Source organism: Rhizobium sp. SL86, assembly GCF_026672545.1.
Taxonomy (GTDB): domain Bacteria; phylum Pseudomonadota; class Alphaproteobacteria; order Rhizobiales; family Rhizobiaceae; genus Neorhizobium.
The window spans coordinates 1,951,659-1,977,309 of record NZ_JAPPRJ010000001.1; the positions used below are offsets into that span (position 1 = coordinate 1,951,659).

Genomic DNA, 25,651 nt, shown 5'->3' on the forward strand with positions numbered 1-25,651 from the left:
CGTTCAACGAAAATCCATGTTTCGTGTGCGCGTTCAACGCGATAAAACAGCGGGAACGGCATTTGGGGAGGCAGCATGCGCGCAGTCTTGAGCGAAGTGGAAGCACGGCGGGCGGAAGCGCGTCTCGGCGGCGGGCAAAAGCGTATCGACGCGCAGCATGCCAAGGGCAAACTCACCGCCCGCGAGCGCATCGAGGTCCTGCTCGATGAAGGCTCGTTTGAAGAATACGACATGTATGTCACGCATCGCTGCGTCGATTTCGGCATGGCCGAGCAGAAGGTGCCGGGTGATGGCGTCATCACCGGCTGGGGCACGATCAACGGCCGGCAGGTCTATGTCTTCTCCCAGGATTTCACGGTTTTGGGCGGTTCGCTCTCCGAAACCCATGCGCAAAAGATCTGCAAGATCATGGACATGGCCGTGCGCGTCGGCGCGCCCGTCATCGGCCTGAACGATTCGGGCGGCGCGCGTATCCAGGAAGGGGTCGCCTCGCTGGCCGGTTATGCGGAGGTCTTCCGTCGCAATGCGGAGGCCTCCGGCGTCATCCCGCAGATCTCGGTGATCATGGGCCCCTGTGCCGGTGGTGCCGTCTATTCGCCGGCGATGACCGATTTCATCTTCATGGTGCGCGATAGTTCCTACATGTTCGTCACCGGCCCGGATGTGGTGAAGACGGTGACGAACGAGATCGTCACGGCGGAAGAACTGGGCGGCGCCTCCACCCACACAAAGAAGTCTTCCGTTGCCGATGCGGCCTATGAAAATGACATCGAGACCCTGGAGGCCGTGCGCCAGCTTTTCGATTTCCTGCCGCTCAACAATCGTGAGAAGCCGCCGGTGCGCCCCTTCTTCGACGATCCGGCGCGTGTGGAAATGCGGCTCGACAGCCTGATCCCGGATTCGGCCACGAAACCCTACGACATGAAGGAACTCATCTACGCGATTGCCGATGAGGGGGATTTCTTCGAGATCCAGGAAGCCTTTGCCAAGAATATCGTTACCGGCTTTTTCCGGCTGGAGGGGCAGACGGTCGGCGTCGTCGCCAACCAGCCCATGGTGCTGGCCGGCTGCCTCGATATCGATGCCTCGCGCAAGGCCGCCCGTTTCGTGCGCTTCTGTGATGCCTTTTCGATCCCGATCCTGACGCTGGTGGACGTGCCGGGTTTCCTGCCGGGCGTCGCGCAGGAATATGGCGGCGTCATCAAGCATGGTGCCAAACTCCTCTTCGCCTATTCGGAAGCCACCGTGCCGATGGTGACGCTGATCACCCGCAAGGCCTATGGCGGCGCCTATGATGTGATGGCCTCGAAGCATATCGGCGCCGACGTGAATTATGCCTGGCCGACGGCGGAAATCGCGGTGATGGGCGCCAAGGGCGCGACCGAAATCCTCTACCGTTCGGAACTCGGCGATGCGGACAAGATCGCCGCGCGGACGAAGGAATATGAGGAACGTTTCGCCAATCCCTTCGTGGCAGCCGAACGCGGTTTCATCGACGAGGTGATCATGCCGCATTCCTCGCGCCGTCGTATTGCGCGGGCCTTCGCGAGCCTGCGTAACAAGCAGGTGACCACACACTGGAAAAAGCACGACACGATCCCGTTGTGAGGCGGGGTCCAAGATGCCGACGATCTTTGAATGGAAGGGCTGGACGTTTCTGTTTTTCAGTCTGGACCGAGGCGAACCGCCACACGTCCATGTCCGCAAGGATCGGAAGGAACTGAAACTGTGGCTAGATCCCGTACGCGTGGCGTATAATCGCCGTGTCGCGGATCACGAGGAACGCCATCGTCGCGGTCGTGAATGAACATCGGAAGGAGTTCCTTGATGCCTGGAACCGTTATTTCGGATGAGAACTGGGAAGATTTCGAGCCGGTCGAGGCTTCGTGCAGCGACAGCGAGTTGATTGTCGTGCTGGCCAATGGACTGAAGTTGTCGACGCCGCTGTGGTGGTATCCGCCGCTGCTGGCGGCCACGCCGCAAGCGCGAAATCGCATCGAACTGTCGCCCTCGGGCGTTCATTGGCGTGATCTGGACGAAGATCTCAGCATCGAAGGCATGTTGAAGGGCCGAAGATACCCGGAGGCCAAACCGCCCGCCGAGGCTGCTGAATAATTTTGATGTGAGGTTGAAAATAGCGGGCGAGGGCGGAACAGTCCCATCTGCCTCCCCATATGACCGAGGCGCAGACACTGTGCCCCTCACGAACGAAGGAACGGATTTCGATGGCCGACACCAAATTTCCGCCGGAAAACAACCTTCCCGCCGGCTATGAACCGCCAAAGGTCTGGACCTGGGAGCCGGGCAATGGCGGCGCCTTTGCCAATATCAACCGGCCGATTGCCGGCCCGACGCATGACAAGGACCTGCCGGTCGGCAAGCATCCGCTGCAGCTTTATTCGCTCGGCACCCCGAACGGCGTGAAGGTCACGATCATGCTGGAAGAGCTTCTGGCGGCGGGTCATGCGGGTGCGGAATACGATGCCTGGCTGATCAATATCGGCAAGGGCGAGCAGTTCGGTTCCGGTTTTGTCGAGGTCAATCCGAATTCCAAGATCCCGGCACTGATGGATCATCAGCCGAAGGATGGGGATAAGCCTCTGCGCCTTTTCGAATCCGGCTCCATTCTCGTTTATCTCGCGGAAAAATTCGGCGCCTTCCTGCCGACCGACCTGCGCGCCCGCACGGAAGCGATGAACTGGCTGTTCTGGCAGATGGGTTCCGCGCCCTTCCTCGGCGGCGGTTTCGGCCATTTCTATTCCTATGCGCCGATGAAGATCCAATATGCCATCGATCGTTATGCCATGGAGGTGAAGCGCCAGATGGACGTGCTGAACCGCCATCTGGCCGACCATGAATTCATGGCCGGCAGCGACTATACGATCGCCGATATGGCGATCTGGCCCTGGTATGGCCGGCTGGCGCTGAAGGATGCCTATGACGACGCAGGCGACTTTCTCTCCGTCGATCAGTATGAACATGTCCAGCGCTGGACGAAACAGATCGGTGAACGCCGCGGTGTTCAGCGCGGCGCCATGGTGAACCGCACCTTCGGCGATCCTTCCACCCAATTGCGCGAGCGTCACGATGCGTCCGACTTCGAATTGAAGACGCAAGACAAGATCGCGACAGCCTGACGAGAGAGTAGACGATTATGGCCAACCTGCCCGACATGACGAAACATCGCGGTTTTCCCGGCGGCATGCCGGGCACGGGTGTCCAGTTCACCATCCGGCGCGCCAATCCAAGGGGCGTCACCCCGCTGAAAGCCATTCCGCGCAAGGCCCGTCCCGGCACCAAGGAACATCGCATCGATGCCGCCTTCCTGCATGCGCTCTGGCACCATTTCGGCTCTGAACCCTTCGAGCGCGGCAATCTGGATGCCGCGCGCCTCAGCCTGCTCTTCGGCCGCGAAGTGGTGGCGGTGGAAAAGGATTTCGATCCGATGTCCTACGAAGCCCTGCTGCAGATCAACGAGCGCCTGGCGCGGCAGAATTTTCCGGAGAGTTTTGAGGACGTGTTCGAGGTGTGACCTGCGGAGGAAGGCCGGTGCCCACACTGCTGTTTTGGAAAGGGCATCGTTTTTTCTTCTACTCCAAGGAGATCGGAGAGCCGCCGCATGTGCATGTGCTGAAGGATGCAAAGCAGTTGAAAGTCTGGCTGCGGGATCTCGGTGTGGCCCGCAACGCCGGCTTCGCGGATCATGAGGTAATGTTATCCTCAAGATCATCGCGCAACACCGGCAGCAGTTCGAGGAGGCGTGGGATGACTATTTTGGAGATTGATGAGGGGCAGTTACAGGTCGCAAATGTCGAAGTGACGGCGGAGAGCCTCATTTTCGGCATGGCAGACGGTCGCCGCATCGAAGCACCCTTGTGGTGGTATCCGCGCCTTCAGGCCGCTTCACCGCACCAGCGGGCCGCCTGGAGTACTCTGCCTTTCGGCGATGCGGTGGGCTGGGAAGAGATTGACGAATATATCAGCGCCAAGGCGCTCATCATTGGCGGTGCCGCGCCGGGCGCCGTTCCTCCCGCTCAAGCCGCTGAATGAGACCTGACACCATGATCACCAAAATCCTGATCGCCAATCGCGGCGAAATCGCCTGCCGGGTCATCCGCACGGCAAAGAAAATGGGCATCAAGACGGTCGCCGTCTATTCCGATGCGGATGCCAATGCGGCTCACGTGCGCGAAGCCGACGAGGCGGTGCATATCGGGCCGGCGCCCTCGTCACAGTCCTACATCGTCATCGACAAGATTCTCGACGCCATCCGAAAGACCGGCGCCGATGCCGTGCATCCGGGTTACGGGTTTCTCTCGGAGAACCCGCTGTTTGCCGAGGCCCTTGAGAAGGAGGGCGTGACCTTCATTGGCCCGCCGGTCGGCGCGATCCAGGCCATGGGCGACAAGATCACCTCGAAGAAGATCGCCGCGGAAGCCGGCGTTTCCACCGTTCCCGGCCATATGGGCCTGATCGAGGATGCCGATGAAGCGGTCAGGATTTCCGCCTCGATCGGGTATCCGGTGATGATCAAGGCGTCCGCCGGCGGTGGCGGCAAGGGCATGCGCATTGCCTGGAACGATGCGGAAGCGCGCGAAGGTTTCCAGTCCTCGAAAAACGAGGCGAAAAGCTCGTTTGGTGATGACCGCATCTTCATCGAAAAATTCGTCACCGAACCGCGCCATATCGAAATCCAGGTGCTGGGCGACAAACACGGTAACTGCCTTTATCTCGGCGAGCGTGAATGCTCCATCCAGCGGCGGAACCAGAAGGTGATCGAGGAGGCGCCGTCGCCCTTCCTGACGCCGGAGACGCGCCGTGCCATGGGCGAGCAGGCCGTCGCGCTTGCGAAAGCCGTTGGTTACCATTCAGCCGGCACGGTGGAATTCATTGTCGATGGCAAGGCCAACAAATTCTATTTCCTGGAAATGAACACCCGCCTGCAGGTGGAACATCCGGTCACCGAACTCGTCACCGGCATCGATCTCGTCGAGCAGATGATCCGCGTGGCCTCCGGGGAAAAACTGGCGCTCAGCCAGGATGAGGTCAAGCTCAACGGCTGGGCCATCGAAAGCCGGCTTTATGCGGAAGATCCGTTCCGCAATTTCCTGCCCTCCATCGGCCGGCTCTCGCGTTATCGCCCGCCGGTCGAAGGCGTCCAGGCCGATGGCACGGTGGTGCGTAACGATACCGGCGTCTACGAAGGCGGCGAGATCTCCATGTATTACGACCCGATGATCGCCAAGCTCTGCACCTGGGGGCAGACGCGCGACATGGCAATCGATGCCATGGCCGCGGCGCTCAATGATTTCGAGGTGGAGGGCATCGGCCATAATCTGCCCTTCCTCTCCGCCGTCATGGGGCAGGAGCGTTTCCGCTCCGGCAAATTGACCACCGCTTATATCGCGGAAGAGTTTCCCGATGGCTTCTCCGGTGTCGCGCCGGATGCCGCATCATCGCAGAAGCTTGCCGCCATTGCCGCCGTCATCCATGCCCAGATCCAGGGTCGGGCGGCGCAGATTTCCGGCACGATCGGCAACCATGCCCGCGTCGTCGGCAAGGATTGGGTGGTGCAATTGGGAGATACCCGTCATGCGGTGACGCTTACGCCCGGTGCGGATGCGCAGGTCGTCGCCTTTGCGCAGAGTGGCGAGGCAGTCACCATTGCCGGTTCCTGGCATCCCGGCCAGACGCATGCGCATTTCCTGGTGAATGGACAAAAGCTTGGCGTGAAGGTCAATCTGGTCGGTTCCGCCATCCGGCTTCGCTGCAATGGCATGGATGTCTCGGCGCGGGTGCGGTCGCCGCGCGTGGCGGAACTGGCCAAACTGATGCCGGTGAAATTGCCGCCGGATACGTCGAAAATGCTGCTCTGCCCCATGCCGGGGGTGATTACCGGCGTTGCGGTCACGGTGGGCGAGACGGTGGAAGCCGGTCAGACGCTCGCGACCGTCGAAGCCATGAAGATGGAAAACGTGCTGAAGGCGGAACGCCGGGGGGTGGTCAAACGTGTTGCCGCGAGCGCCGGTCAGAGCCTGGCGGTGGACGAACTGATCATGGAGTTCGAGTGAGATGGGTTCTTACGGCTTGGATCAATGGTCACGCATCGCCGGGCTGGTTGCCGAGCCGTTTGAGGATGTGCTTTTCGTGGTCTTGGCCACGGAAAAACACCGCCAAGACCTTCACTTCGTGCTTTGCTTCATCGACTTTAAAGTAGAAAATCGTGCGGTTCTTGGTCACTTGACGCAGTCCCGGCGAGATCTGATGTCGCAGACTCCCCTGGTGCGGAGCACGAACAAGCGCAAGCATATCCCTGTCTATAGCTTTCAAACGTGCTGCAGCACGCGTAACGGCATCCTGCAAGTCATCTCCGAGAGAGAGATAGGACTCGACAAGATGCTCGAAAATCATGTCGAGGTCTCGGTCCGCTGCAGGGGCCCGGAACAGCTCAAAGGCCATATTCAGCTTTCTTGCGCGCAATCAACGCATCAATACGGCGGCTGCTTTCCTCCGCGCTCAAGAAAGGCCCCTTACTTCTCTCTTCAATCAAAGCCCGTAGCGCTGCCAGTTCTGCCTCATTCCTCTCAGTCTGCTCGCGCAGCAGTTCCAGCCCCTGCTGCACCACGGCGCTCACACTGGAATAACGGCCTTCTTCCACCAGTCGACGGGCAAAGGCGTCCTGCTGGTCGGAAATCGAGACGGATGTCTTTACGGTCATGGCGGTTTCATCCTCGTTCTTCTCCAAGAATACTACTGAGTGGCACCGGCGTCAAAGCCGCCGTTCACGCGCCGATCCTGGGGATGATCCAGCCCGTCGGGTCGAGCAATTTCAGAGACATGCGTGAAAAATCGCATACCGTTTATCCCCGCCCTCTGTTCCCATGCCTACACTCATCCCGTCCCGCAGCGGATACACCGGCAGGCGTGCCGGCGATGCGGGGCCGGTTCGGGCGGTGGGAAGAAGACGCAAATGCCCATCGTCCGGGTCCGCGAAAGGGTCACAGCTGGTGCAAATTGCGCCGGCCGGGCTTCGGGCCGACGAGATGCGCGGCGGCGGGTGAAACACCGCCGTCCTTTAAAACCCGTCGCAGACCACGTCTAAGCCGCGTGGAAGGCGACGGACGAGACATCAGGTTAAGCTGGTGTTGTCCATCTCGGAGTGATCGGGCTGCGGGCATAAACTGCCGAACGGGGTGCTGAAAGATGCATTCATTAAAACTCAATTCGGCGCATCTTTCAGTGCCCCGACCGACCAGTTCACGGATCGCCAAGGGAAAACTGTGCCTTGCCCAAGGAGGACTTCTGCATGCGACCGAAAAGGAAGGTTCCGGCACCGGTATGGCCCGGCACGTCCGGTGGCAAGCCGGCCGCTTTGCCGCCTCCGACGGGGGAGCGAAGACAAAGCCTGGCTGCGCTTCGCCAGTCCATGGCGGACGCCCGCGCCGCGGGACGGGCTCTGATCGCAACCCTTCAGGCAGACCTTGAACGACACCGTGAAACCGAGGAGAGAGCAGATGTCCGAGAAGATCAGCAGCACGGTTAAGCAGGACTGGCAGGCTCTGGCCGAGAAGGAGCTGAAGGCGTCGCCGGAGACGCTCGTCTGGCACACCCCGGAAGGCATCCCGGTCAAGCCGCTCTATACGGCAGATGATCTACAGGGCATGGACCATCTCGACAGCCTGCCCGGCTTCAAGCCGTTTGTGCGTGGTCCCCGCGCCACCATGTATGCCGGCCGCCCCTGGACGATCCGGCAATATGCGGGTTTCTCCACGGCGGAAGAAAGCAATGCCTTTTATCGCAAGGCACTCGCCGCCGGCCAGCAGGGTGTCTCCGTTGCCTTCGATCTCGCCACCCATCGCGGTTACGATTCGGATCATCCGCGCGTCGTCGGCGATGTCGGCAAGGCAGGGGTGGCGATCGACAGCGTCGAGGACATGAAGATCCTGTTCAACGGCATTCCGCTGCAGGATATCTCCGTCTCCATGACGATGAACGGCGCGGTGATCCCGATCCTCGCGAATTTCATCGTGACCGGCGAGGAGCAGGGCGTGTCCCGCGACCTGCTGTCCGGCACCATTCAGAACGATATTCTGAAGGAGTTCATGGTCCGCAACACCTATATCTATCCCCCGGAACCCTCGATGCGGATCATCGCGGACATCATTGCCTATACGGCGAAGGAAATGCCGCGCTTCAACTCCATCTCGATTTCCGGCTATCACATGCAGGAAGCCGGCGCGACTTTGGTGCAGGAACTGGCCTTTACGCTCGCCGACGGCCGGGAATATGTACGCGCCGCGCTCGCTCGCGGCCTGAACGTCGATGAATTCGCCGGGCGGCTCTCTTTCTTTTTTGCCATCGGCATGAACTTCTTCATGGAAGCGGCCAAACTGCGCGCCGCCCGCCTGCTCTGGTCGAAGATCATGGAAGAATTCGAGCCGAAGAAACCGGGCTCGCTGATGTTGCGCACCCACTGCCAGACCTCCGGCGTCTCGCTGCAGGAACAGGATCCCTATAACAACGTCATCCGCACCGCCTATGAGGCGCTGTCGGCCGTGCTCGGCGGCACGCAATCGCTGCACACCAATGCGCTGGATGAGGCGATTGCGCTGCCGACGGAATTTTCCGCCCGCATTGCCCGCAATACGCAGTTGATCCTGCAGCACGAAACGGGCGTCACCAAGGTGGTCGATCCGCTGGCCGGTTCCTATTATGTCGAAAGCCTCACCAAGGAGCTCGCGGACAAGGCCTGGGCGCTGATCGAGGAGGTCGAGGCCATGGGCGGCATGACCAAGGCGGTGGCCGATGGCCTGCCGAAGCGGCTGATCGAGGAGGCGGCGACGCGGCGCCAGGCGCGGGTGGACCGCGGCGAGGAAATCATCGTCGGCGTCAACAAATACCGGCTCGAAAACGAGGAGCCCATCGATATCCTCGACATCGACAACACCGCGGTGCGCAATTCGCAGATCAAGCGGCTGGAGCAGATCCGCCGCCAGCGCGACCCGCGGCGTGTCGAAGAAGCACTTGCCGCGCTCACCAGGGTGGCTCAGACCGGTGAGGGCAATCTGCTGGCCGCTGCCGTGGAGGCTGCGCGGGCTCGCGCCAGCGTCGGAGAAATCTCCGATGCCATGCGCTCCGTCTTTGGCGATCATTCCGCCGTGCCGGAAGTGGTGAGCGACATCTACGGCCCGGCCTATGCGGATGATCCGGAATACCAGACGCTCACGACCCGTCTCGCCACCTATGCCGAAGCCACGGGAATCAAGCCGAAAATGCTGGTCGCCAAACTCGGCCAGGATGGGCACGACCGCGGCGCCAAGGTGATTGCCTCTGCCTTCGGCGATATCGGCTTCCAGGTGGTGGCGGGGCCACTCTTCCAGACGCCGGATGAGGCCGCGAGCCTCGCGGTCGCGGAAAAGGTGCAGGTGGTCGGCATGTCCTCGCTTGCCGCCGGCCATAAGACACTCGCCCCGCAACTGATCGAGGCGCTGAAGGCACAGGGTGCGGAGGATGTGATTGTCGTGGTGGGCGGCGTCATCCCTCGGCAGGATTACCAGTTCCTGCTCGATTGCGGCGTTGCCGCCGTCTTCGGCCCCGGCACCAATGTGCTCGATGCGGCGCGCGCCATTCTGGACCTCATGGAGGGCCGGCGCCGAAACGCGTAAGGCTTGCCTCGGTTAACCTACTAGGTTATTTATGGAGAAACGGAAGCCGCATTGCCCTCTGGATCGTGTGAAACTGCTGGTGCAGGCGGGCCGCGTCGGGGCGACCGGATCGGCCTTCATCGGGGCACGGGCGCTTGGCATCGTTGATCTTGCCGGCATGTGCGAGGTGGTCATGGCGCTCACTTTGCGTGACTTTTACAAGGCGATGACCACGCATGCCGATCATGCCATCTGGCAGGATGTCTACCGGACGCGGACCCAGCTTGGCGATCTTGTCTATCTGAAGCTCACCGTCATCGATGACGTGCTGATCGTGTCGTTCAAGGAGCTGTGATCATGAAATGTCCGTGCTGTGGTGCTGCCGATCTGGTGCGAGACACGCGCGATGTACCCTATGTCTACAAGGGTGAAGAGACGTTGATCCCCGCGGTCACGGGAGACTTTTGTCCTGCCTGCGGTGAGGTGATCCTCGATGCTGTTGAGGGTGACCGGTTCAGCCGTCTGATCGGCGAATTCCAGCGGCAGGTGAATACCGTGCGTGTTGATCCTGCCTATATCGCAGCCGTTCGCCGCAAGCTGAAACTGGACCAGAAGCAGGCGGGCGAAATTTTCGGCGGCGGCGTCAATGCCTTTTCCCGCTACGAAAATGGCAAAAGCCGCCCGCCCGTGGCCCTCGTCAAGCTGCTGCGCCTGCTGGACCAGCATCCAGAATTGCTGAGCGAAGTTCGCGCTGCCTGACCCTATCGCAACTTCGCCCTCGCCCGGTGCCGGGCTTCGAGGTCCGCGGCAAATACATCCTCCATCGTGGCCGCCGGCGGCAGATGCGCCAGCTCTTCCATCACCGCTTCGGTGATCTCCGCCATGGCGAGGAAGGGAAGGTCGCCGGCAATGAAGGCGTCGAGCGCCACTTCCTTGGCCGCGTTCAGGACCGCGCCCTGCACACCGCCGCGGATCATGGCCAGCCGCGCCAGCCTGAGCGCCGGAAAGCGCTCCTCGTCGGGTGCCTCGAAGTCAAGACGGGAGAGCTTTGCAAAGTCCAGCCGCTCCACCGGAAGTTTTCCCCGGCGGGGATAATGCAGGGCGTAACCGATCGCGTGGCGCATGTCCGGGCAGCCGAGCTGTGCCAGCACGGAGCCATCGGCGTAACCCACCATGGAATGGATGATCGATTGCGGATGGACGATCACCTCCACCTGCTCGGGCGACAGGCCAAACAGATGTTTTGCCTCGATCATCTCCAGCGCCTTGTTGAACATCGAGGCGCTGTCGATGGAGATCTTCAGGCCCATCGACCAGTTGGGATGGGCACGCGCCGTCTCCACCGTCACGTCCGCCATCTGCGCCTTGGTGAAGGTGCGGAAGGGTCCGCCGGAGGCGGTCAGAATGACGCGCTCGATGGCGTGGCGCTGGTTTTCTTCCAGCACCTGGAAGATCGCATTGTGTTCGCTGTCGACCGGCAGCAGGCGTCCGCCGCCCTGTTTCACCGCCGAGACGAACAGGTCGCCGGCCGAAACCAGGCATTCCTTGTTGGCAAGCGCAATGTCGGCGCCGCGCCGTGCCGCGACAAGTGTTGGCGCAAGGCCGGCCGTGCCGACGATTGCCGCCATCACCATGCCGGCTTCTGCGCTGGCGGCTTCCAGCAGCCCCGTCTGGCCCGCCGCCACCTCGATACCGGTGCCGGAGAGAAGATCGCGCAGCGCCACATACTGGCTTTCGTCGGCGGTCACGGCGAGCTTCGCCCGGTGTGCCTTCGCCTGCTCGGCCAGCAGTTCGATATTGCCTGCACCAGTCAGCGCAACGACCTCGAAAGCGTCGTGATCCTCCAGATGCGTCAGCACATCCAGCGTGTTCGTGCCGATGGAGCCGGTCGAGCCGAGAATGGAGATGCTGCGCTTCGTCACTGTCATGCCATGGGTCCGCGTTTGTTACCGCTCGTTTACAGGGGCCGCAGACAGCTCACAAGGGCGTATCGGTCGCATTGAATTTCATTCCCCACGGTGCCAGATGCGTTAAACTGGAATGAGATGGATTGGCGGAGACGTGATATGGCGGAAACGGTTCTGACGACATGCGCCATCGCCGGCGGCGGCCCTGCGGGCCTGATGCTCGGTCTGCTTCTGGCCCGCGCGGGTGTCGATGTCACCGTCATCGAAAAACACGGCGATTTCCTGCGCGATTTCCGTGGCGATACCATTCACCCCTCGACCCTCGAAGTGATCCACGAACTGGGACTCGAAGAGGCCTTCCTGAAGCTTCCGCACACCCGCGCGCCAAAACTCTCGGCGGAGATGGGCGGACGCACCATCACCATGGCGGATTTTTCCCGGCTTCCGGTGCGCAACCGTTTCATCGCCTTCATGCCGCAATGGGATTTTCTCGATTTCCTGTCAAAGGAGGCGGGGAAGTACCCCAACTTCCGGCTGATGATGGCAACGAAGGTGGTGGATGTGCTGGAGGAGGGCGGTTGCATCGCGGGTCTTGCGCTGGAAGCGCCCGATGGCCCCGTGCATTTGCGCTCGACGCTCGTCGTCGCTGCCGATGGCCGCCATTCGGTGGTGCGCAAAAAGGCGGGGCTGGAGGTGGAAAGTTTTGGCAGCCCCAGCGAAGTGGTCTGGATGAAGCTGTCGAAGCAGGAGGGCGATCCGGCCGAGACCATGGGCCATGCGGGGCCGCGCCAGGGTTTTGTGTTGATCGATCGCGGCGATTACTGGCAGTGCGGTTACATCGTCCGGCGCGGCACCTTTGCGGAGATCCGCGCCGGAGAGCTGGAAGCCTTCCGTGACATGGTGCGCGCGGTTTCGCCTTTGCCGGCGTCGCGGATGAATGAGATTGCCGGCTGGGAGGATGTCAGCCTCCTGCAGGTGCGGATCGACCGGCTGAAGCGCTGGTGGAAGCCCGGCCTGCTGGCCATCGGTGATGCGGCGCACGCCATGTCGCCGATCGGTGGCGTCGGCGTCAATCTCGCCATTCAGGATGCGGTGGCGGCTGGCAATCTCCTCGCGCGGCCGCTGAAGGAGGGGCGCCTCACGGACGCCCATCTGGCGGCGGTGGAGAAACGCCGGCTGTTTCCGACGAAGGCGACGCAGAAGCTGCAACTGATGATGCGCTCGAGCCGGCGCAAGGATCAGGGTGATGAGGAACGCCGGAAAGGGCCGCCGGCCTTCATTCGCGGCATTGCCCGTTTTCCCCTGCTGGCACATCTTGCCGGGCGGCTGATGGGCCTTGGTTTTCGCATGGAGCATGTGCGAAATATCTGAAGTATGGCTGCCTTTTTTCTGTCAAATAATCAGGTTTTCTCTCTTTTGATCAAGTTTTTCTCTTCTGACGAAAACATTTTTGCTCGAGAGTTGACAACCTCGTTCTCTTGATTAGTCATTTTTTACGGAAAATTTACCATGATGCACGATTAGTTGAGATGCTGAGTTCAACCGGCCAGCGCGATGCCTTCGGGCGTCCCGTGGGTCGGCTGTTTTGCGAAAGAGCAAGAATGCAATGACTGTGTTCTCTTTCGATTTCATCATCCCTGGCGAGGAATGACCATGACAATGGAAACCATGGACGGAATTCTGGTTCGAGATCTCGTTGCGACGTGTGATCCTCAGACCGCGACTTATGTGCCCAACGCACTTTTCGGCTATATTGCATCCGTGATGGATCCGCGTGAGCCGAGCGTGTATCTTATCGATCTTCTCCCCTCCCTGAGCGCGGCAACTCAGTCGTTTCTGAACGGCATGGGCGTGTTCAACCGCTCGCCACTGCCGGACGGCGAGGTTGCCAATCGCCGCCGCCGGCTGCTGGAGTGCCTCGACGCCTTTATCGACGAGGCGCGGCTCAGCCAGCAGAGCGTCGTGTTCATGGACGCTTTGCGGGCCGGCGAGCGGATGTAATCCGGCAGCTTTGCTAGCGCTAGCAACCGCAGGCACGGCACGTTCCGTCGTGCTGGCTGCGGTCGGCTGGTCAAACCCTCATCGGCATACCATATCTGGGCTCCTGACCGCGCAATTTCGCCTGGTCTCGAAACAAGGGCCTCGTGACGGTGCAGACAGACAAAAGCCTCTCCCTGGTTCTCGGCGGTTTGCTGGAATACTTCGAGAGACGCCCCGTGACGCTCGGGCGTTTGCTTGCCGTTCTGGGTGAGCAGGCCACCGCCATGGTTCTGCTGGTGTTCTCGATCCCGGCCATCATCCCGACACCCGGCGTGCCGGCCGGCATGATTTTCGGCACGGTGCTGGTCATTCTTTCCTGCCAGCTTGTGGTGGGGACACGACGGTTCTGGTTGCCCAAACGGCTGGCGCGCATCGAGGTGCCCCGCTCCGTGCTCTCGGGCATGGTCGTGCGACTGGGCCCGAAGCTTCAGTGGATCGAAACTTGGCTGAGGCCGCGCTGGACGGGGCTGAGCGGCCGTGCAGCTCTTCGCCCGCTCGGTCTCGTTGTTGTGGTGATGGGTGTCATCATCGCCTTGCCGGTCCCGTTCGGTAACGTGCTTCCCGGTCTGTCGGTGTTTTTCATCGCGCTTGGACTGGCGCAACGGGATGGCGTCGCAATCGGCATCGGCCTTGTGTTCGGCATCGCCGCCATTGCCTTTACCGCCTTTATCCTGCTCGGCGGCTGGTGGCTGATCAGCGGCTGGTTCGGGTTGTCGTCCGGTTCGGCACCGGCATAACGCCCTCCCGCGTGCCCGCCGGCCCACAATGGCCGGCAGGATCGGAGCCTCCGGCTGCCGCATCAAGAAGCTGATATCTTTGAGAAAATGGTGTCCACGAGAGGATTCGAACCTCCGACCCCAGGATTAGGAATCCTGTGCTCTATCCTGCTGAGCTACGTGGACATCGCCGCTTGCGGATGCCTCGCTACATACCGCAGCCGAGCGCGGTGGACAAGCCTTTCACGCCGGCTGCCGGTGAGGGTGCGGCCGATCAATCGGTCAGCCGCTGTTCGGCCAGCTTGACCCAGTAGGAGATGCCGTAGGCGATCGCCTCATCGTTGAAATCGTAAGCCGGATTGTGAAGGGCCGCCGTCTCGCCATTGCCGATCATGATGTAGGCACCGGGGCGGGCCTGCAGCATGAAGGCAAAATCCTCGCCCGCCATGCTGGCATCGACATCGGTGTTGACGTTCTTTTCGCCAACGATGTCGATCGCGGCGCGGGCGGCGTGCAGCGTCTCGTCGGCATGATTGACGGTCACCGGGCAGGCACGTTCGTATTCCACCTCCACCGTCGCATCATGGGCGGCGGCAATGCCTTCGGCGATCTGGCGGATGCGGCTTTCGGCAAGGTCGCGCACCGCCTCGTCCAGGCTGCGCACGGTGCCGGTGAGGAAGGCCTCTTCCGGAATGATGTTGTGCGTCGTGCCGGCGTGGAACTGCGTCACCGAGACGACGACCGAACGCAGCGGATTGGCGTTGCGGGCGGCAATCATCTGCAGGCCGCCGACGATCTGCGAACCGATGACGATCGGATCGGCCGTGCGGTGCGGTTCGGCCGCATGGCCGCCACGGCCGGTGATCTTGATCGAGAACTTGTCGGGTGCTGCCATGATGCCACCCTTGCGGATGGCAAAGGTGCCAAGCGGCATGCCCGGCATGTTGTGCATGCCGTAGACTTCCTGAATGCCGAACCGGTCCATCATGCCGTCTTCGACCATGGCCAGTGCGCCGCGGCCACCCTCTTCGGCCGGCTGGAAGATCACGGCGACGGCGCCGTTGAAATTGCGGGTCTCGGCGAGATGTTTTGCCGCGCCAAGCAGCATGGCGGTGTGGCCGTCATGGCCGCAGGCATGCATCTTGCCGGGTGTCTTGGAGGCCCAGGGCTTGCCGGTGATTTCTTCGAGCGGCAGCGCGTCCATATCGGCGCGCAGGCCGATCACCCGGTCGCTCGGCCCCTTTCCGCGGATGATGCCGACGACGCCGGTGCGACCGAGCCCGGTCACGACTTCGTCAACGCCGAACGCCTTCAGCTTGTCCTCGACAAAGGCTGCGGTTTCCTCGACATCGTAAAGAAGGCCTGGATTTTCATGGATATGACGCCGCCATTCCGTCACTTCGTGCTGCAGTTCGGCGGCTCTGTTCAAGATCGGCATTGGACTTCCTGTTGTCATTGACGACTGCGATCGGTGATCCGAAGCGCTGATATTGCGCTGCAGAATTGACGGAATCAATGATCTTTGCCATTGCTTGGCCATAAGTGCACCGTAAGCGCCTTTGCGTTTCCCGCGACCTTGACGAGGCTTCCTCCTTGTACGACCAGACGCTCCGCCTGACCGCATCGAGACTGCTTGCTGCGACGATTGCCGCTGGGCTTGCTTTGGCGTCCAGCACGGCGGCGTTTGCCAATCCCAAGATGGTCGTGGATGTCCGCTCCGGCCGGGTGCTGGTGCATCAGGAAGCCTTCCGCAAATGGTATCCGGCATCGCTCACCAAGCTGATGACGATCTACGTGACCTTCAAGGCGCTGAAGTCCGGCAAGGCAAGCCTCGACACGCCAGTCGTGATGAGCCGACGTGCCGTCGATGAGCCGGCCAGCAAGATGTATCTGAAACCCGGCGCCTCGATGACGCTCGATGCCGCGTTGAAGATCCTGATGGTGAAGTCTGCCAATGACGTCGCCGTCGGCGTGGCCGAAACGATCGGCGGGTCGATGGAAAACTTCGTTGCGATGATGAATGCGGAAGCGGCAAAACTTGGCATGACCTCGTCGCGGTTCATCAATCCGCACGGCCTGCCCGGCAAGGGGCAATATACGACCGCGCGTGATCTCGCCGTTCTTGCCGTGCAGCTGCGCCGCGAGTTTCCGGAATATGCCGGCTATTTCGCACTTGAAGGGGTTACGACAGGCTCCAAGGATTATCCGAACTACAACATGCTGATCGGCCGTTTCGACGGAGCCGATGGCATGAAGACCGGCTTCATCTGCGCCTCCGGCTTCAACCAGGTCTCGTCCGCCACCCGTAACGGCCGCACGGTGGTCTCCGTCGTGCTGGGCTCCGACAGTCTTGCCGGCCGGGCGGATGAATCCGCCGACCTGCTGCAGAAGGGGCTGACCCTGCCGCAGGGATCCGGCGAACCGTTAGGCAGCCTGCAGCCTTATGGTCCGGACCAGGATCAGGTGGTGGATGTCAGCGCCGAGATCTGCAATCCGCAGGCCGCCAAGGTGCGCAGCGAAAACCGCGACGACGCCGGTCGCATGGTCGTGCATTCTCCCTATATCAAGGAAATGACGGCGCCGCCGCAATTCAGCATGGCGGCCATCCTTCCGCCGCCGACGCCTGCCAAGGGGGAAATCGCCAATGTCCCCGTGCCGATTCCGCGACCGGCATCCTTCTGACCGTTAATTTCAGGACCTGTAATCCCATGCCAGTACCCAGCGAGCGCCTGCCGGTTTCCATCCTGACCGGCTTTCTGGGGGCGGGAAAATCGACCCTGCTCAACCGGATCCTCAAGGACGAGGCGGCGCAGGACACGGCCGTCATCATCAACGAGTTCGGCGAGGTCGGCATCGACAACCTGCTTGTCGAGAGTTCTGGCGATACGTTGCTCGAACTGTCCAACGGCTGCCTCTGCTGCACGGTGCGCGGGGAACTGGTCGAAACGCTCGCCTCGCTGATCGACCAGATGCAGACGGGCCGTATCAAGCCGATCCGTCGCGTGGTGATCGAAACCACCGGTCTTGCCGATCCGGCGCCGGTCATGCAGGCGGTGATGGGCAATCCGGTCATCGCACAAAGCTACCAGCTGGACGGCGTGATCACGGTCGTGGATGCCGTGCATGGGGAAGCGACCATCGAGCGGCATCCCGAGGCCTTGAAGCAGGTCGCCGTGGCGGATCGCCTGATCATCACCAAACAGGCGCTTGCCGAGAACGACGCCAAGGCGCGGCTTCTGGCGCGCCTGCGCAGCCTCAATCCGCGCGCCGTGGTTCTTGATGGAGACAGTCCGGAGGCAGGCCGGATCTCGGTGCTCACCAACGGGCTTTATGAGCCGGGCAGCAAGATCGCCGATGTGGCGCGCTGGCTGCATGACGAGCAGGAGGCGGACGAACACGGCCATCATCACGATCATGGTCACGACCACCACCACCATGACCACGATGATGCGCATCATGGTCATGACGACCACGGTCCACGGGGACACCATCACCACCATCACGACGTCAACCGGCACGGCGCCGATATCCGCTCCTTCTCGATCGTGCACGAGGCGCCGATCGATCCGCTGGCGGTCGAGATGTTCATCGATCTCCTGCGCTCCGCCCATGGCGAAAAGCTTCTGCGCATGAAGGCGGTGGTGAAACTTTCCGATAATCCGGAGCGCCCGCTTGTGCTGCACGGGGTCCAGACGATCTTTCACCCGCCGGAGCGCCTGCCGCGCTGGCCGGAAGGCTCGGACCGCAAGACGCGCATGGTGCTGATCACGCAAGGGCTCGCGGAAGAGTTCGTCACGGACCTGTTTGCCGCCTTTACCGGCGAACCCAGGATCGACCGGCCGGATCGTGCAGCGCTCGAGGACAATCCTCTTGCGGTGCCGGGTTTCCGGCGCTGATCAGAACGGATCCGTCTCCGGCTTCAACTGGTCGGCGCGGCGGATGAGAAAACGGTGGCCGGTTTCCGTCCGCTCCATGGCCAGAACGGTGTGGCCTTCCTGCTGGCAGAAATGCGGAATGTCGATGCCGGCGAGCGGATCGGTGGTCTCGATCTGCAATTCGTCGCCGGGAGCGAGTGCGGCCAGCCGCTTGCGGGTCTTCAGAACGGGGAGGGGGCATTTCAGCCCCTTCAGATCGTAGTGGAGAGGCGGTGCCGAAACGGACACGCGCTTACCAGAATTTCCAGAACGGCTTCTTGTCCTGGCCTTCGGCCGGCTGCTGAACCGCTGCATAGGCCAGCGGATTGGGTGCCGGGACCGGAACGGAGCCGGTCGTGGTGGCCTGCGCCATCGTTGTCTGGGGTCTTGCGGTCTGGTTGGTTGTTGCCGTTGAGCCTGCTGCCACCGGCATTGCCATTGCCGTCTGGACCGACATCGTCGAGCGGTTGCCCGGTGCGGCGCCCGGCAGGACGACGCGTCCCTGTTTCGCTGCACTTCCCTGGGCAGACGCTGTCAGGACCTGGCCCGGCTTGGCGTTCTGTTTGGTAAGGCGGGCCGCCATCAGCTTTTCGAATTCTTCCGGCTCGACGAGCTTGCCGGCCTCAAGCGAGGTGCCGGTCGGTGCATAGGCGAGATCGCGGCCCTTGCGCTTTGCCGCGACGATCGCCTTGCGTTCGGCTTCCGTCGGCTCGTACCAGAGCTTGCCATCCAGCTTGTCCATCGCCTTGGCATAGGCCAGCTGATATTCCTTGTCATAGGAGGCAAGGGCTGCCGTCAGGGCCGGCGGCGTGGACATCGGCGGGCATGCGGCGGCAGCGGAGAACTGGCCGGATCCCTGGATCTGCTGGTTGAAGACGTATTTTCTCTCGCAGACATTGACGTCCGGCGGACGTTTGGTCACTTCGAAATTGTCGTAACCCGCCTTCAGCATCTTCCAGAACTCGATGTTCTCGCTGTTGCGGTGCCGGGCCATGTTTTCCGCGGTCATGCGGAAGGGGAAGGCCTGGAGCTGGACGGAGGTCTGGCCGCCGCGGAAGGCATCGCGGGCAAAGGCATAGATCTCGAGGATCTGCTCGTCCGTCATCGAATAACAACCGGACGACGAGCACGCGCCGTGGATCATCAGGTTGGAGCCGGTTCGGCCGTTCGCCGCATCGTAGCGGTTCGGGAAGCCGGTATTGATGGCGAGGTAATATTTGGAGTTCGGATTGAGATGCGCCGGGGTCAGGTTGTAGAAACCTTCCGGCGCCTGGCGGTCGCCTTCCTTCACCTTCGGGCCAAGCTTGCCGGACCAGGCGCAGATATCGTAGTCGGCGATCTTGTCGAAACGGTTGTCCGCCTTCGCCTTCCAGATCTCCATCTTGCCTTCTTCCTTGAAGACACGGATCATGATCGGCGAATTGCGCGGCATGTTCTTCTTCTGCATTTCCGCGACGATGCGGTCCGGCAGAGGCTGCTCGACCTTGTTCTTCACCTTCGAAATATCGATGGCGCCATCAATAGTGTCGTTGCAACCGGCAAGCGCGGTGGCCATGAGAAGAGCGTAGGCGATATGTCTTAAGCGCATCGGCACAGGATCACACAGAGGTCGACCAATGGGTGCAGTTCATCTGCTCATACCCATTCTGCCAAGAATAATAAAGTGGTAAGCTTTACATTATCTTACCGGGCCGGGTGGCACTGGTCGCACAAAAATGTGATGGGAGCGCGGCAAATGGTCCCGCCGCGCCTGTTTTCTCAGAGGTTTCTGCCGATCTCGAGGAATTTCTGCCGGCGCGCTGAGCGCACGTCGTTCGGCGACAGCTGGCCGAGTTCGGCGAGCGCCTGCTCGATGACCGTGCCGGCCGCATCGATGACGGTCTCCGGATCGCGGTGGGCACCGCCCAGCGGTTCGGGAATGATGCCGTCGATGATGCCGAGCGCCTTCAGGTCTTCCGCCGTGATCTTCATGTTCGTCGCGGCTTCGCGGGCGCGGGTGGAGTCTCGCCACAGGATGGAGGCTGCACCTTCCGGCGAGATCACCGAATAGATCGAATGCTCCAGCATGTAGACCTTGTTGGCGGCCGCAATGGCAATTGCGCCGCCGGAGCCGCCTTCGCCGATGACGATCGAGATCATCGGCACACGCAGGCCGAGGCACATTTCCGTCGAACGGGCGATCGCTTCGGCCTGGCCGCGTTCTTCGGCGCCGACGCCCGGATAGGCACCGGCGGTATCCACCAGCGAAATCACCGGCAGGCCGAACCGATCGGCCATTTCCATCACGCGGATGGCCTTGCGGTAACCTTCAGGCCGCGGGCTGCCGAAATTGTGCTTGATGCGCGACTTGGTGTCATTGCCCTTTTCCTGGCCGAGGATCGCGACCGGCTGGCCGCGGAAACGGCCGAGGCCGGCCTGGATGGCGGCATCTTCGCCAAAGGAGCGGTCGCCGGCCAGCGGCGTGAATTCCGAAAACAGGCGCGCGGCGTAATCGACGAAATGCGGCCGCTGCGGATGGCGCGCGACCTGCGTCTTCTGCCAGGCGGACAGTTTCGAATAGATGTCCTGCATGGCTTCGCGCACGCGAACTTCAAGCCGCTGGATCTCGTCGGACGTGTCGATGCTTTCATCTTCCGTCGCAAGCTTCTTCAGCTCGTGGATTTTGCCTTCCAGGTCGGAGATTGGCTTTTCGAAGTCGAGATAAGTCTGCATGAGCTCCGTGTTCCGATCGTTCTTGCGGCCGGGCCGCCCTCCGCCCGGGCTCTAATCAGGGTTTTTGGCGCTTTTTGCAAGAGGGTGATGTGTTTCGACCACCTGCCGAAGCCGTTCCTCCAGCACATGTGTGTAGATCTGCGTTGTGGAAATGTCTGAATGTCCTAGCAGTTCCTGCACCACGCGCAGGTCTGCGCCATTCTGCAGAAGATGGCTGGCAAAGGCGTGGCGCAGCACATGCGGGGAGATGCTGGTGGCGCGAATGCCGGCGCGCGAGGCAAGATCCTTGAGATCCCGGGCAAAAACCTGGCGGGGCAGGTACCCCTCCTTGCCCGCCGAGGGAAACAGCCAGGGGCTTTCGGCAAGTCCCGCCTTCTCGGCGGCGGCACGCGCCTCTCCATAGGCGGCAAGCGCGCGGATGGCTGAACGGGAGAGCGGCACGAGCCGCTCCTTGTTGCCCTTGCCGCGGATCATCAGGAAACGTCCCTCCTGATCGAGCACCTTCGCGGGGAGCGACACGAGTTCGCTGACACGCATGCCGGTGGCATAAAGAAGCTCCAGCAATGCCAGCATGCGCAGGCGCAAAAGCTGGCCCGGACCTTCCGTGGCGGCCTCGGATGCGGCAAGTGCCAGAAGCCGGGTCACATCGTCCTCGCTGAGGATCTTCGGCAAAGCGCGCTGTTTCTTCGGTGCGTCGAGGATCGAGGTGGGATCGTCGCCGCGCAGGTTTTCCGCATAGAGAAACTTGTAGAACTGCCGCATGGCCGAAAGCCGCCTTGCCTGCGAGGAGGCGGCGAAACCCTGCGCCGTCAGATGGGCGAGATAGGCCGTGAGATCGCCAGGCGTGGCGGCGATCAGTGCAACCTTGCGGCCCTTCAGAAACAGATGCAGATCATCGAGATCACGCTGGTAGGATTCCAGCGTATTGTTGGCCGCGCCACGTTCGGCACTCATCATTTCCAGGAAGGCTTCCAGATGAGCGCGCGACAGATCCATCACTGCTGCTCGGTCTTGACCGGGTTCAGACGTTCGGACGGGATGCGGATGGTGACCTCGCGCTCCTTCGGCTCCACCAGGAAAACGAGCGCAACCATGCTTCCGTAGATCAGACCGGCAATGATGCCGACGATGAAGAGGAAACGGAAAAGAGTGGGCATGGCGGACTCCGGCGCTTGCGCAGGCTTTATGCGAGATGTGGCGGATGAGTGCAAGAACCACCGCGCCGCCCTCGTTTTAGCACGGCGTGACTTGACGCTTCCTGCGCATTTGTCGATAGGGTGCGGGATAAGACTGCGAGAGGACAGCGATCGATCACGATGCCCGATCTTGTTGAACATCTGACGGTGCCGATGACGCTGTCCGACCGCGCGCGTTCGGCGCTCGGCAAGCGCAACCTGATCTTTGTCGGGTTGATGGGAGCCGGCAAGTCGGTGATCGGCCGGCTCGTGGCGCAGCAGATGGGGCTGCCCTTCGTTGATACCGACGCGGAGATCGAGCGCGTCTCGCGCATGACGATCCCCGAACTGTTCGAGGCCTATGGCGAAGCGGAGTTCCGGGCGCTGGAGACGCGCGTGGTCGAACGCCTGCTGCGCTCGGGCCCGCGGGTGGTGTCGACGGGCGGTGGTGCCTTTATCAACGAACGCACGCGCGCCTGCATCAAATCCGGCGGTTTGTCGTTATGGCTCAGAGCCGATCTCGACACGCTGTGGGAACGCGTCAACAAGCGCAACAACCGTCCGCTGCTGAAGACGGAAAACCCGAAGCAGACGCTGGAGAACCTGATGACCCAGCGATACCCGATTTATGCGGAGGCGGACGTGACGGTGGATTCCCGCGATGTTCGCAAGGAGACCATGGCCAACGAGGTGCTTTCCGTGATTGCCGCCATGGCGAAGGAAAATGAAGCCGATGACAAGCGAAACGAGCTGTAATCCCGAACGCATCGTGCATGTGCCGCTCGGCGAGCGCGCTTATGATATCCTGATCGGGCCGGATCTCATCTCCCATGCCGGCGGCGAGATCACCTCGCGGCTGAAGGGCCGTCGTGCTGCGATCGTGACGGATGAGCACGTCGCACCGCTCTATCTCGACCAGTTGATGGACAGCCTGCAGACCGATGGCATCGAAGCGGTGTCGCTGACGCTGCCGGCGGGCGAAAAGACCAAAAGCGTCGAACCTCTGATGGCCGTCTGCGACATGGCGCTGACGGCGCGCATCGAGCGCAATGATTGTATCATCGCCCTTGGCGGCGGGGTGATCGGCGATCTCGCCGGTTTTGCCGCCGGCATCGTGCGTCGCGGCGTGCGTTTCGTGCAGATCCCGACGACGCTCCTGTCGCAGGTCGATTCCTCCGTCGGCGGCAAGACCGGCATCAATACGCGCCACGGCAAGAACCTGCTCGGCGTCTTCCACCAGCCGGACCTGGTTCTGTCGGATACCAGCGCGCTCGATACCTTGAGCGAACGGGAATTCCGCGCCGGTTATGCGGAAGTCGCGAAATACGGGCTGATCGACAAGCCGGGTTTCTTCGACTGGCTGGAGAAGAACTGGCAGGATGTGTTTTCAGGCGGTGCCGCGCGGGCGGAAGCGATCGCGATCAGCTGCCAGGCCAAGGCCGATGTGGTGGTCGAGGACGAGCGCGAGGCGGGACGTCGGGCGCTTTTGAACCTTGGCCACACCTTCGGCCATGCGTTGGAAGCGGCAACGCAGTATGACAGCCGACGGCTGGTGCATGGCGAGGGCGTTGCGATCGGCATGGTGCTCGCGCATCGTTTTTCGGCGCGCATGAACCTTGCGAGCCCCGATGACGCGAAACGCGTCGAGGCGCATCTGAAGGCCGTCGGCCTGCCGACGGTTATCTCCGACATTCCGGGAGACTTGCCGCCGACTGACGTACTGCTCGATGCCATCGCCCAGGACAAAAAGGTCAAGAGCGGCCGGCTGACCTTCATTCTCACGCACGGCATCGGCCAGTCGTTCATTGCCGATGACGTGCCGATTTCCGAAGTCCGGTCCTTCCTCGAGGAAACACGAAACGGCTGATGTTGCAAACTTTGCTCGCCACTCTCGCCGAATATTGGCTGACGATCATCTCGATCCTCGGCCTGATCATGGCGTCCGCCTTCTTCTCCGGCTCCGAGACGGCGCTGACGGCCGCCTCGCGGGCCCGCATGCACACGCTGGAGAGCAATGGCGATGAAAGGGCGGGTCTGGTCAGCCAGCTGATCGAACGGCGTGACCGGTTGATCGGGGCGCTCCTGATCGGCAACAACCTCGTCAACATTCTCGCCTCGTCGTTGACGACGAGCCTGTTCCTCGGCCTGTTCGGACAGACGGGTGTTGCGGTGGCGACCATCGTCATGACCGTGCTGCTCGTGGTCTTCTCCGAAGTGCTGCCAAAGAGCTGGGCGATTTCCTCGCCGGACCGGTTTGCCATGTTCGTGGCGCCGGCGGTGCGTATCTTTGTCGGCATTGCCGGGCCCTTGTCGAGCGGCGTCAATGCCATCGTGCGGCTTCTCCTGTCGCTCTTCGGCGTCAACCTGTCTCGCGAGACGTCGATGCTGACGGCCCATGAGGAGCTGCGCGGCGCGCTGGATCTCCTGCACCGGGAAGGCTCCTTCATCAAGGCCGACCGCGACCGCCTGGGCGGGCTGCTCGACCTGGAAGAGCTGGAAGTGTCGGACGTGATGAAGCACCGCACGGCCATGCGGGCTATCAATGCGGATGACCCGCCGGAGGTGGTGGTGCGCACGGTGCTGGAAAGCCCGTTCACCCGCATGCCGCTGTGGCGCAACACGACGGAAAACATCATCGGCGTGGTGCATGCCAAGGATCTCCTGCGTGCGCTCGCCGAGCCGGACATGGAGCCGCGCGATCTCGACATCGTCAAAATCGCCCAGAAGCCGTGGTTCGTGCCGGATACGACGAGCCTGAAGGACCAGCTCAACGCCTTCCTGCGCCGCAAGGTGCATTTCGCCGTCGTCGTCGACGAATATGGCGAGGTGCAGGGTATCGTGACCCTGGAAGACATCCTGGAAGAGATTGTCGGCGACATCGCCGACGAACACGATCTCGAGATCCAGGGCGTGCGTCAGGAAGCGGACGGTTCGATCGTCGTGGATGGCTCGGTGCCGATCCGTGACCTCAACCGGGCACTCGACTGGAACCTGCCGGACGAAGAGGCGACGACGATCGCCGGCCTCGTCATCCACGAATCGAAGCTCATCCCGCAGGAGCGGCAGAGCTTTACCTTCCACGGCAAACGGTTCACGGTGATGAAGCGGGAGAAGAACCGCATCACCCGGCTGCGCATTCGCCCGGCGGAAGACATCCCGCTGCAGACCTGACCGGCGGACAGATTACCAGCGCGTTGGTTCGCCAGGGGCCGTAGCCTCGATGGCGAGCGCATGGAGGCCGGCATCCAGCTCCGGCTTCAGCAGTTCGTTGATCAGCCGGTGGCGCTGCAGCCGGCCCAGACCTTCGAGTTTTTCCGAGACGACCCGCACCCGCATGTGGGTCTCGCCGGTTCCGGTGATATCCGGCTGGTGGCCGGCATGGTGATGGCTCTCGTCGATCACCTCCAGCCGCACGGGGGCAAGCTGGCTGGCGAGGATCGATTCGATGCGTGAACGGACGGACATGAGGCTCTTTCCGGATCGCCAAGAGGGGGTCCCAGAAAGCAGCAACAAACCGCTTTGTCAATTCTTGTCCTGCCTGTG

General features: G+C 61.8%; 28 protein-coding genes and 1 tRNA gene. 18 read left to right on the forward strand and 11 right to left on the reverse strand.

Annotated features, from left to right (window positions below; translation table 11 throughout):
* Positions 1–75: 75 nt before the first annotated feature.
* The 7 genes from OU993_RS09630 to OU993_RS09660 all read left to right on the forward strand — a co-directional run bounded on the left by OU993_RS09630 (position 76) and on the right by OU993_RS09660 (position 6,071).
* Positions 76–1,608, forward strand: coding sequence for an acyl-CoA carboxylase subunit beta (locus tag OU993_RS09630; protein ID WP_268156561.1), 1,533 nt, complete (start codon positions 76–78; stop codon positions 1,606–1,608).
* A 13-nt stretch (positions 1,609–1,621) separates the two neighbouring features.
* Positions 1,622–1,807 carry a DUF4160 domain-containing protein gene (locus OU993_RS09635; protein ID WP_268156563.1) on the forward strand — a complete coding sequence of 62 codons (186 nt, stop codon included), beginning with the start codon at positions 1,622–1,624 and terminating at the stop codon, positions 1,805–1,807.
* 20 nt (positions 1,808–1,827) lie between these two features.
* Positions 1,828–2,115: a DUF2442 domain-containing protein gene (locus OU993_RS09640; RefSeq protein WP_268156565.1), complete on the forward strand. Its 288-nt coding sequence runs from the start codon at positions 1,828–1,830 to the stop codon at positions 2,113–2,115.
* A 110-nt stretch (positions 2,116–2,225) separates the two neighbouring features.
* A complete protein-coding gene (gene yghU / locus OU993_RS09645; RefSeq protein WP_268156567.1) occupies positions 2,226–3,137 on the forward strand; it encodes a glutathione-dependent disulfide-bond oxidoreductase in 912 nt (303 codons plus the stop codon).
* Positions 3,138–3,154: 17 nt separating this feature from the next.
* Positions 3,155–3,532: a hypothetical protein gene (locus OU993_RS09650; protein WP_268156569.1), complete on the forward strand. Its 378-nt coding sequence runs from the start codon at positions 3,155–3,157 to the stop codon at positions 3,530–3,532.
* A gap of 17 nt (positions 3,533–3,549) precedes the next feature.
* Positions 3,550–4,050, forward strand: coding sequence for a DUF2442 domain-containing protein (locus OU993_RS09655; protein WP_268156570.1), 501 nt, complete (start codon positions 3,550–3,552; stop codon positions 4,048–4,050).
* A gap of 11 nt (positions 4,051–4,061) precedes the next feature.
* The gene (locus tag OU993_RS09660; RefSeq protein ID WP_268156572.1) at positions 4,062–6,071 is read left to right on the forward strand and encodes an acetyl-CoA carboxylase biotin carboxylase subunit; all 2,010 of its coding nucleotides are present in this window, start codon (positions 4,062–4,064) and stop codon (positions 6,069–6,071) included.
* Positions 6,072–6,099: 28 nt separating this feature from the next.
* On the opposite strand, the gene OU993_RS09665 is transcribed toward OU993_RS09660, so the two are convergent.
* Both OU993_RS09665 and OU993_RS09670 read right to left on the reverse strand, forming a co-directional pair.
* Positions 6,100–6,459, reverse strand: coding sequence for a type II toxin-antitoxin system RelE/ParE family toxin (locus OU993_RS09665; protein ID WP_268156574.1), 360 nt, complete (start codon positions 6,457–6,459; stop codon positions 6,100–6,102).
* Positions 6,449–6,718 (reverse strand): type II toxin-antitoxin system ParD family antitoxin, encoded by a 270-nt coding sequence (locus OU993_RS09670; RefSeq protein WP_215567103.1) that lies wholly within the window; start codon positions 6,716–6,718, stop codon positions 6,449–6,451. The genes OU993_RS09665 and OU993_RS09670 overlap by 11 nt, the downstream gene beginning before the upstream one ends.
* 796 nt (positions 6,719–7,514) lie before the next feature.
* Between OU993_RS09670 and scpA the strand changes: the two genes are divergently transcribed.
* From scpA to OU993_RS09685, 3 genes are read left to right on the forward strand one after another with little or no spacing between them, the layout of a single operon-like run.
* On the forward strand, positions 7,515–9,665 hold the full coding sequence (gene scpA, locus OU993_RS09675; protein WP_268156575.1) for a methylmalonyl-CoA mutase: 2,151 nt from the start codon (positions 7,515–7,517) through the stop codon (positions 9,663–9,665).
* A 31-nt stretch (positions 9,666–9,696) separates the two neighbouring features.
* Positions 9,697–9,999 carry a type II toxin-antitoxin system MqsR family toxin gene (locus OU993_RS09680; protein WP_268156577.1) on the forward strand — a complete coding sequence of 101 codons (303 nt, stop codon included), beginning with the start codon at positions 9,697–9,699 and terminating at the stop codon, positions 9,997–9,999.
* Between the two features lie 2 nt (positions 10,000–10,001).
* On the forward strand, positions 10,002–10,403 hold the full coding sequence (locus tag OU993_RS09685; protein ID WP_268156579.1) for a type II toxin-antitoxin system MqsA family antitoxin: 402 nt from the start codon (positions 10,002–10,004) through the stop codon (positions 10,401–10,403).
* 2 nt (positions 10,404–10,405) lie between these two features.
* On the opposite strand, the gene dxr is transcribed toward OU993_RS09685, so the two are convergent.
* A complete protein-coding gene (gene dxr, locus OU993_RS09690) occupies positions 10,406–11,572 on the reverse strand; it encodes a 1-deoxy-D-xylulose-5-phosphate reductoisomerase (RefSeq protein WP_268156581.1) in 1,167 nt (388 codons plus the stop codon).
* A gap of 138 nt (positions 11,573–11,710) precedes the next feature.
* Here dxr and OU993_RS09695 point away from each other — a divergent pair, with 138 nt between their 5' ends.
* From OU993_RS09695 to OU993_RS09705, 3 genes are all read left to right on the forward strand, one after another.
* Positions 11,711–12,922: an FAD-dependent oxidoreductase gene (locus OU993_RS09695; RefSeq protein ID WP_268156583.1), complete on the forward strand. Its 1,212-nt coding sequence runs from the start codon at positions 11,711–11,713 to the stop codon at positions 12,920–12,922.
* A gap of 282 nt (positions 12,923–13,204) precedes the next feature.
* Positions 13,205–13,552: a hypothetical protein gene (locus OU993_RS09700; RefSeq protein ID WP_268156585.1), complete on the forward strand. Its 348-nt coding sequence runs from the start codon at positions 13,205–13,207 to the stop codon at positions 13,550–13,552.
* A 143-nt stretch (positions 13,553–13,695) separates the two neighbouring features.
* Positions 13,696–14,328, forward strand: a complete 633-nt coding sequence (locus OU993_RS09705; protein ID WP_268156587.1) for an exopolysaccharide biosynthesis protein — start codon at positions 13,696–13,698, stop codon at positions 14,326–14,328.
* A gap of 88 nt (positions 14,329–14,416) precedes the next feature.
* Here OU993_RS09705 and OU993_RS09710 read toward each other — a convergent pair.
* Both OU993_RS09710 and OU993_RS09715 read right to left on the reverse strand, forming a co-directional pair.
* Positions 14,417–14,493 (reverse strand) — tRNA-Arg (locus OU993_RS09710).
* 88 nt (positions 14,494–14,581) lie between these two features.
* On the reverse strand, positions 14,582–15,745 hold the full coding sequence (locus OU993_RS09715) for a M20 aminoacylase family protein (protein ID WP_268156589.1): 1,164 nt from the start codon (positions 15,743–15,745) through the stop codon (positions 14,582–14,584).
* A gap of 155 nt (positions 15,746–15,900) precedes the next feature.
* Between OU993_RS09715 and OU993_RS09720 the strand changes: the two genes are divergently transcribed.
* Together OU993_RS09720 and OU993_RS09725 are read left to right on the forward strand one after the other, a co-directional pair.
* Positions 15,901–16,989, forward strand: coding sequence for a D-alanyl-D-alanine carboxypeptidase family protein (locus OU993_RS09720; protein ID WP_268156591.1), 1,089 nt, complete (start codon positions 15,901–15,903; stop codon positions 16,987–16,989).
* A gap of 26 nt (positions 16,990–17,015) precedes the next feature.
* Positions 17,016–18,203: a CobW family GTP-binding protein gene (locus OU993_RS09725; protein ID WP_268156593.1), complete on the forward strand. Its 1,188-nt coding sequence runs from the start codon at positions 17,016–17,018 to the stop codon at positions 18,201–18,203.
* Here OU993_RS09725 and OU993_RS09730 read toward each other — a convergent pair whose 3' ends face one another.
* From OU993_RS09730 to OU993_RS09750, 5 genes are all read right to left on the reverse strand, one after another.
* Entirely contained in the window at positions 18,204–18,470 is a 267-nt protein-coding gene (locus OU993_RS09730; protein ID WP_268156595.1) for a sulfurtransferase TusA family protein, read from the reverse strand. It lies immediately after the preceding gene.
* Positions 18,471–18,474: 4 nt separating this feature from the next.
* Positions 18,475–19,809 carry a L,D-transpeptidase family protein gene (locus OU993_RS09735; protein WP_268156596.1) on the reverse strand — a complete coding sequence of 445 codons (1,335 nt, stop codon included), beginning with the start codon at positions 19,807–19,809 and terminating at the stop codon, positions 18,475–18,477.
* Positions 19,810–19,979: 170 nt separating this feature from the next.
* The gene (locus OU993_RS09740) at positions 19,980–20,933 is read right to left on the reverse strand and encodes an acetyl-CoA carboxylase carboxyltransferase subunit alpha (protein ID WP_268156597.1); all 954 of its coding nucleotides are present in this window, start codon (positions 20,931–20,933) and stop codon (positions 19,980–19,982) included.
* A gap of 51 nt (positions 20,934–20,984) precedes the next feature.
* Positions 20,985–21,932 (reverse strand): site-specific tyrosine recombinase XerD, encoded by a 948-nt coding sequence (xerD, locus tag OU993_RS09745; protein ID WP_442792894.1) that lies wholly within the window; start codon positions 21,930–21,932, stop codon positions 20,985–20,987.
* Entirely contained in the window at positions 21,929–22,090 is a 162-nt protein-coding gene (locus OU993_RS09750; protein WP_268156600.1) for a hypothetical protein, read from the reverse strand. The genes xerD and OU993_RS09750 overlap by 4 nt, the downstream gene beginning before the upstream one ends.
* A 159-nt stretch (positions 22,091–22,249) precedes the next feature.
* Between OU993_RS09750 and OU993_RS09755 the strand changes: the two genes are divergently transcribed.
* The 3 genes from OU993_RS09755 to OU993_RS09765 are packed head-to-tail and all read left to right on the forward strand — an operon-like array spanning position 22,250 to position 25,279.
* Positions 22,250–22,864 (forward strand): shikimate kinase, encoded by a 615-nt coding sequence (locus tag OU993_RS09755; RefSeq protein ID WP_268156601.1) that lies wholly within the window; start codon positions 22,250–22,252, stop codon positions 22,862–22,864.
* A complete protein-coding gene (aroB, locus tag OU993_RS09760) occupies positions 22,842–23,975 on the forward strand; it encodes a 3-dehydroquinate synthase (protein WP_268156603.1) in 1,134 nt (377 codons plus the stop codon). Before OU993_RS09755 ends, aroB begins: the two co-directional genes overlap by 23 nt.
* Positions 23,975–25,279, forward strand: coding sequence for an HlyC/CorC family transporter (locus tag OU993_RS09765; RefSeq protein ID WP_268156605.1), 1,305 nt, complete (start codon positions 23,975–23,977; stop codon positions 25,277–25,279). The genes aroB and OU993_RS09765 overlap by 1 nt, the downstream gene beginning before the upstream one ends.
* 12 nt (positions 25,280–25,291) lie before the next feature.
* On the opposite strand, the gene OU993_RS09770 is transcribed toward OU993_RS09765, so the two are convergent.
* Entirely contained in the window at positions 25,292–25,573 is a 282-nt protein-coding gene (locus tag OU993_RS09770) for a BolA family protein (protein ID WP_268156607.1), read from the reverse strand.
* Positions 25,574–25,651: the final 78 nt, after the last annotated feature.